Annotated in this window: 4 protein-coding genes; 2 read left to right on the forward strand and 2 right to left on the reverse strand. The window is 42.3% G+C overall.

The window, feature by feature from the left end:
- Positions 1-1783 (forward strand): TGS domain-containing protein (locus H6S82_RS11565; RefSeq protein ID WP_191056242.1); only part of this gene is annotated, 1783 nt, incomplete at its 5' end.
- A 545-nt stretch (positions 1784-2328) separates the two neighbouring features.
- Here H6S82_RS11565 and H6S82_RS11570 read toward each other — a convergent pair.
- Together H6S82_RS11570 and H6S82_RS11575 are read right to left on the reverse strand one after the other, a co-directional pair.
- The gene (locus H6S82_RS11570) at positions 2329-4566 is read right to left on the reverse strand and encodes an NB-ARC domain-containing protein (protein ID WP_190462346.1); all 2238 of its coding nucleotides are present in this window, start codon (positions 4564-4566) and stop codon (positions 2329-2331) included.
- 4 nt (positions 4567-4570) lie between these two features.
- Positions 4571-6664 carry an NACHT domain-containing NTPase gene (locus H6S82_RS11575; protein WP_190462348.1) on the reverse strand — a complete coding sequence of 698 codons (2094 nt, stop codon included), beginning with the start codon at positions 6662-6664 and terminating at the stop codon, positions 4571-4573.
- 561 nt (positions 6665-7225) lie between these two features.
- Between H6S82_RS11575 and H6S82_RS11580 the strand changes: the two genes are divergently transcribed.
- On the forward strand, positions 7226-7750 hold a 525-nt coding region (locus tag H6S82_RS11580), incomplete at its 3' end, for an NB-ARC domain-containing protein (protein WP_242056914.1).

Consider the following 7750-nt stretch of genomic DNA (forward strand, 5'->3'; position numbering starts at 1 on the left):
AAATATGTTAGGCAGGATAATCCGTGCTAGCAAATTTGATATTTCAAACGTTGATATAGGAAAAAAAGCTGAAAATCAAACTATTTTACTACTTGAATTATTAGTTAAAAGTAAGAAAAAAGCTTGGAAAAATACAGAATATGTCAATAAGGCTATCGAACAATTGCTTAATAATCTCAAGATTGTCAACAGCAGCAGTGTAGAAATTATAAAAACAAATGAACATAATTTAGAAAATCATTTTTTTGAATTGTCGCCTCAAGATAAAGTTGTATTACTTAATGAATTAACCAAAGATTATAATGTTAACCGAAAGTTTATTTATGTTTTAACTCCCAAAGGTCATCTCAAAAAGCTTGAAGTTTTAATCCTTAAAGAGGGTAATAAAAAAATTGAGATAGCACCTACACCTATTGACTTTGCATATCAAATACATTCAGAAGTTGGAAACCAATGCTATCAAGCGATGATCAATGGAAAAAAGGTCGCTCTAAATACACCTCTAAAAAACTGGGATATTGTGGAAATCATCAAAAATAAAAACAGTCACCCCAGTTTAGAATGGCTGAAGCAGCCAAAAGATATCCAAAAGAACCACCCATTTGTTACAACTAAGTCTGCTCGAAAAAAGATTATTGAATGGTACAAAAAGTCACATCGGGAAGAGATGGTTATTCGGGGACGGGAATTACTCGAAAAGGAATTGGGTAAGAAGGCTTTTGAAATGTTGCTTAAGTCTGGGGTAATGCAGGCCGTCGCTGAATCGCTTAATTATCTTGCAATTGAAGATTTACTGGCAGCTTTAGGGTCTGGTCCATTCAGGTTGAATCTAGTAGTCAATGATGCTGTTGTAGAAGAAGCGGGTGAGACTAATAAGGAAGGAGAGAGCAAAAACAAGAAGGAAGATAGTAAAAAGAACGAAGAAGAAAGTAAAAAGAAAAAGGAAGAACAAAAATCAGACTACGGTATATTGAAGTTGAGTAAAGTAACTAATGAAATATATAAAATCAAGGTTCAGCGAGGTTGGGATTTACTGACAAAACAGATAAACAGGAAGGAGGTTGAAAAGTTAATTAGTTCTAGTTTAATAAAAGCATTGCTTGAACGAGAAAGGTGTCAAACATTTGAGCAAGTTCTTATTAAATTGTATGAAAATGAAGCAGAAGTAAAGCGGATAGTAAATATACTCCAACAATTATTAGATAAAACTCATCAGCAGGAACAAATCCAAACTTATACTACTCAATCTGTAATGTTATCCCTTGCAACAGCGATTTCTTCCGATGTTTTACCTTCTAAGGGTTCGCCAATCTCTTTAAGAGATATAAGCAAGAGCTGCATCCATTTAGCTAAATGTTGTAACCCTGTTTACTATGAAGAAAGTCTAGGTTTGATTAAGAGTTTAAGTTTGATTAAGCGCAAAGGTAATAAAATCTTTCCTGAAAGTAACGGTCGTGGCATTTTCATCCACCGTCCAGAGTGTCACAATTTAAAAAATATACCGAGCGAACGTCGCTGCCCTGTTCTCTGGTCTATCGATGTTGAAATTGAGACCGTTAACCGAGCTAATATGCTCAGCGAGATCACAGGATATTTAGGAGCTAACGGCATTAACATCTCAGAAGGCAATTTTAAACCCAAACCCAAACCCAATCAAGATAAAGCTGTGATTAACCTGAGCATTGATGTCCGAAATAGCCAAGAATACAAGCAAGTTCATAATCTTTTTACCCAAATTAGCCGAATGAAAGATGTGTTGGCGCTTCGCTACGTTGAGAACTAGACAATGGCTTGTGTAGAGGAATAATAAAGTTAAACAATTTCAATATACTCAGACGAAAGTGGGACGGGATGACGAGCGAACGTGAAGAGATCATAGCAATGCAATTTATGATTGATGCTTACGGACTAGAAAAGCAAGTGGCTCTCCCGGATGTTTGGCGGAAAAAGTAGCGACTTATACATTTTTGCTGGGCACATAAGGCTGAAAACCTCGATCCAGCTAGATTATACCGCTCTTCTGTCACTTTCAGCAGAGAAAAAGCTGAAATTATTATGCAGAACGACTTGTAGCAACCTTCGCTACGTTTCAACGTTTCTATCAGCTTGCGATCGCTAAATCATTCACTAGGGAAGCTTCTCACGATTTGGCTGATATTTTTCTCTCATCAGAGTGACAGAAGAGCGTTAGAGTGACACAAGAGCGGTAAGCTTGTGTTATCACCACAAGTACGGGAGAGCCGAATTATTCGCCGCGCTATCGCTAAATTTCAACAAGCAACTACCAGTGAAAAACCAATGGTTTTGGCCTGGTTAATTAGGGAAATTTTAACCCAAATAACTCCGGCCAAAAAACCTAGAGCTAATCCGCGAGTTGTCAAGAAACACCGCTCGAAAGGGTAAGCGTTCCCAATACCAACTTATGCTAACCGAGTCTGAACCCTGATGGGGTGGGACTACTACTCCCACCAGTCGGGCGGGTAAGATGGATGCCAGTTGGAGTTTGGGCAGAAATTTGGGAAACAATGTGTTGACCAGTTGTTGATAACCTTCAATGGCTCCCTGATAGATATCTGCTGTGTAAGCCAGCAATAGTTCAGGAGACAAGACTTGGGTAGTTCTGAAAGCTTGGACAGAAGATGGAAGGCTCAGATAAGTCTCACCCTTTGCACGGCAGGATTCCACTTCAATCCTGAGTTGGTTTAGACAATGCTGCATCATCAGCGAGAAACAAGAGTTTCTTACCTTAGATAGATGTGCTTCAATCTCATCTAGAGGGATTGGATTGGCATAGGAATGGTGGCGTTTGCTTAGATGAAGTGCTGCGTGCCAAGCGGCTTCAAGTGAGAGGTATCCTGCTTCGACTGGGAGTGATCGCTGCTGCAATAACTGGGAAAGTGAATCGACTATCTGCTCAAAAGTCCGTTGCCAAGCCCCTGATGCCTGCTGTTTTAGTGGAGTACTTGTGAAATAGTTCCAACCCATTGTGAAAAGTTTTTCAACTTCTGGAGCAAAACCGGAATCATGCTCCGCAAAAAGTTTTTCAACTTCTGGAGATAATTCAACAACATCTTCTAGACTGTCGGTTCCAAAATACCAGCCAGTTTGAAAGTAGGTGTAATGAACGTCTGTGTCGGTTACTTGAACTAGGCGAACTCCCAAGGGAGGTAGGCTTCCATCATTGTGTCGAGGCACAACTAAATTCGCCAACGAACCGATACCATCGATCCACGCTTGTGTTGCTATTCGCACCTGCCATCCCAATTCAAGTGCTGATGGTTGTGAAATATCTTGGGTAAAGCTCCAGTCCAGCAACCTTTTTTTCAAAATTTCAGTGAGACATACAGGATTTCTCTGGACGATCGCTGCTATTGTCAATGCGATCGCCTGATTGAGATTATTGGTTTGCTTGGACTCAACAAGCTTGGTGTGCAAAAATTCCCGAATCAGTTCGTGGAGCCTATAGGTTTCCTTCGCTTCATGCTGAATCAGATGTAAGTCGAGCAGGAAGTCATCCCTGATTTCTTCTAGTTCTTCTGGATCGCGATCGGGAAAACACTGCTCTACCAAAAGCCAAGAAATTGGGACTAAATCGAATAGGCTCAAGAAACAGCCCAACTCTTTGGCAGCAGGACTTAACTCTTTCCAGCTCAACTCAAAGGCGGCTGCTACACCTAAGTGGGCAGTCATGTCTGATTCTGACTTAGGCGTTTTCAAAGCCTGCTGCTCCAGTCGTTTCTCATGCAACCGTCGCTGCATTTCTGCTAGAGACAAACTAGATTTCCGATCTAGATAGCGTCCGACTAATTCTAGTCCTAAAGGCAGACAGCCTAGCCACTGGCACAGCTCTCTGGCAACTTCTAGTTTCCCTTGCACTCGTTCTATCCCAATTAGCGACTCAAGTAAAGCGATTGCCGCGTCCGGAGCGAGGACATTTAGCTCTAATCGTTCTGAGGATTTCAGTAATCGTAGCCGTGTGGTGAGCAGTACCCGAAAGCGAGAAGCAGGGGGTGGCAGGTAAGGCTTGAGCTGTGTGTAGTCATTAACATCATCCAGGATGACAAGGACATTTCCCTCTTGCCAGTGCTGCCAACACCACCGCACTTGGTCGCGTAATTCTTTGATGTCTTTAGGGGGATTCAAACCCAAATGAACTTGGGTGAAGTTGACGATCTGAGTCCCTACATCCTGCTCTAGTGCTTGGAGCCAGCAAATGCCACCCTGGTAAGTTTCTCGGTGAGCTAGGGCATATTGAATTGCTAGTTCTGTTTTACCTACTCCTCCCATACCTGCGATCGCAGAGATTGCTACGCAGTCTGCTCGCTGCAACTTCTGGTGTAGGGTTTCCAGTTCCTTTGAACGTCCTACAAAGTCAGTGGCACCTGTGTAGGGAATGTTTTGAGGGATGCCAACTGGTTTAGGAGGTTCAGATTGATAAATGCTGATATTCTGAATATTGTCTCCAGTGGTTAAGTTACCACCGACTTGAACATTCTCAAGAATGCTCTGCTTCATCTGTTGGAGGTCAGGGTAATTCTCTTCTGAAGACACTTCATCAACGCTCATCACTTCATGTATCTATTTCAACAATAGGCAAAAACAAAGTCTCCTCAATCTCCTGTCGCACTTGAGGAGTTACTTCACAACCGCTATTTAGGCAACCTACCAGCAACTCAGTGGCATCATAATATTGCTTTAGTAATTCCTTGTGGCGGTCACCGAACTGCCAGTCGTAACCGATATTGCGATACTTAATCATCACGTATCTTAATTGCTCAGTCCAAGCTTCACCATTAGCTTGCCACCACGAATTAAATGCTTTTTTGTCTTTATTCACGTTAGATAGTTGAGAATTGAGTTGTTGAAGTGCTTGAGCTAAATCAGGTTCAATATTTAGGTCAAGTGCCATAGCAAGGGCATAGCTAGGGTCAGAATTAGGATTATTAGGATCAACAGCCATAGCAAGAGCGCTTGCAAGGGCATAGTCAAGGTCAAGTTCAAAGGAATGAGCAAAATCAGGATCGAAAACACAGGCAATATCAAAGGCATTGTCAAGGTCAAATTCAATTACACCAGCAAATTCAGGTGCAAGTACATGGTAAAAAAATCGAACTGCGGCTGGTTTGTAGGGAACCAGTAACGATTTCTGTTGAACCCAATTAAAAAACTGCTTAAATTTCCGATCTGTTGCAATTATTGTATCAGTTTTTTGTTTAATTAACTCTAGCAGAGTATCAGCTTTTGGTAATATACCTGCTGTTAGCACAAAGACTTCTATCCAACGTGGCTCAACGATGTGGTTTACTAGCTGTTTCAGAGCTTGAATATCAGAAGTCGCAACAATTTGTTTAGCAGTAAAGTACTCTTGAAACGTGAGATGGGAGAAGGAGTAAACACGCTGTGACCGTTCTACCAATAACCCATGCTGTACCTCAATAGATTTTAACACTGCATCACTATCCGTTTGTAGTGACTCTGGCTCTGTATAGACACCAGGTAAAGTGCCAAGATAGTCGGCAATGAGCTGTTGAATTTTGCTTTGTTCAAAAAAGTAGTTGCCTTGCTCAAACATAATAGCTGCAACCTGACTCATTAGTTTGTTTTTATGTGACAAGGACAGATTCCGATAGACTTCCTGCCGTTGAACGCCCTTTTCTTCATCCCATCGGATGAACAAAATGTTCAACCCTTCTTCATATAGCTTTGCTCGATTTTTAGGCAAATCTTCTAGGTTTTCAAAGACTAAGCAAGCTAAACTAAGTAATATCGGTGTTACCGCTAGCTCTCTAATCCGATTATTTTCTGGCTGTTGCAGTTTCTCAATAAACTCAGCAGCCCTTGCTAAACCTGTATTTTTAACTTTCCTAGTAACTGCCACGAACCACTTTTTTGCAAAAGTTTCAATCTGTTCTTGATTGAAATCTGCAATTTCAACATAAGTAAAACCATTAAACCTATATTTCTGAGCTTGAGTTCGACAGGTGAGCAAAAACCTATTTTTGAAATATCGCTCGGATAGAGCCGTAATTTGTTGCCGAACCAATTCGCTATCTTGTTCTAAAATTTCATCTAATCCGTCTAAGAAAATTAGCGTTCTGCCCTGCTTGAGCAATCTTTCAACATCCGCAGGAGTGATATTACAAATTTCCAGGTCTTGGCTGATGTAATTTAGAAGGTCGAAACAGCCTGTATTCCTGGCACTGTCAGCAAACCTTTTCAGTCCAATAAAAATCGGTACACAGTTAGCCTGAAACTTGCCCTTATTACATTCAATGGCGAGATGTTTCAAAAAGGTAGTTTTCCCTGACCCTGGTTTACCGAGCACCATGAGTTTAGGATTCTTTTGTGCTGCCTCTAGTCCCGGTACTCGCTCCTGACGCACCTTGCCTAAGTAAAAGCGGTCAAACTCATCAGCACTGGGATCGAAGTCTTTCAGGTGATCGGAAATCTTTGCCCAGCGCTGACTAGGTATTTCATCCAGAATGTTGACGTTGACAAAGAGATTATCCAGATCAACTAGATGGGAGATATTCAGTAGCTGTATGGTGCCACACTGGTGCTGGATCTTGTCATAAACCTGCAATCGCGCCTGCTCGACTAGAACAGCAATCGGAAGATTATTCTGGGGCGACTCAACTGGTTTGGGTGCATCACCCTGATTCACAATCTGAGTGATGTTGCCAATGTAGATATCTCGACCCGCTTGCAGGTCGCTGGCAGCAGTCTGTTCAGCTTTTTTGGGGTCAGGGCACTCGCTCACACTGTTCAAACACTCAGATTAAGTTGCTCAGATCTACATTTTCAGCTTTCAAATTCCTATCTGCCACATCATTGAGCTGGGGTTGGCACGGCGAGTGGTACTGGGTTACAACCGAGTGAGAGTAGAACATATCTGGGAGAAAGCTAGGTTGATGAGCGAGCACTCTGGGCCTTTTTCATTTATAAACTCAATCTGATTGAGCGAGCAGTCGCAAGTCAGATTAACCAAGGGTTAGCGGTAACTACTGCCAATAGACAAGCAGCGTAGAGTGTATGCCGTATTGGAGGAATCATTGGAGAGAAGCAGACAGGGCTCCTTATTGACTGAGAAAACTATCCGGCTCTAATCGATAAAGTCCTGGAATACAGAAGAGTTGGCCTTTTAGATTCAATGTATAGAAGCCCTTAAAAGCATATTGATTGAAGTTTTCTACCCTTTGTTAGTTCCCCAGAACGCCCGAAAAGTATGAGCGATCGCCCAAACCCCGAACAGGTTTTGCAGAGCCTTCTCCAGAATGTTCAAGTTGGCGGCAATTTAACCACAGGGGACATCAGCCAGATTCTGAACCTGTTCATTAGTATCAACCAGCCTGAATCTTTCAATCCGACAGGTATACCTCAAAATATTCCCTCCAGTGGCACGATTAGGTTTGTGGGGCGTTCCGAGGAACTCGAACGTCTGCACCAGATGTTGCAGCAGAATAACCGAGTGGTAATTGCTGCTATTGAAGGTATGGGGGGAGTCGGCAAAACAGAACTGGCAATCCAGTATGCACTGCTTCATTTGCTATTGCTCACCTATCCAGGCGGTATCTGTTGGTTACAGGCGAGGGATGAAGATGTTGGCATTCAGATAGTGCGATTTGCTCAAGCTAAATTGGGCGTTAACCCACCGGAGGGCTGGGACTTACCGAGCCAAGTCGATTTCTGCTGGTCGCGCTGGCATGAAGGAAACGTGCTGGTGGTGCTAGATGATGTCAATGATTACCCA

It is taken from the genome of Planktothrix sp. FACHB-1355, assembly GCF_014748295.1.
Taxonomy (GTDB): Bacteria; Cyanobacteriota; Cyanobacteriia; order Cyanobacteriales; family Aerosakkonemataceae; genus Aerosakkonema; species Aerosakkonema funiforme_A.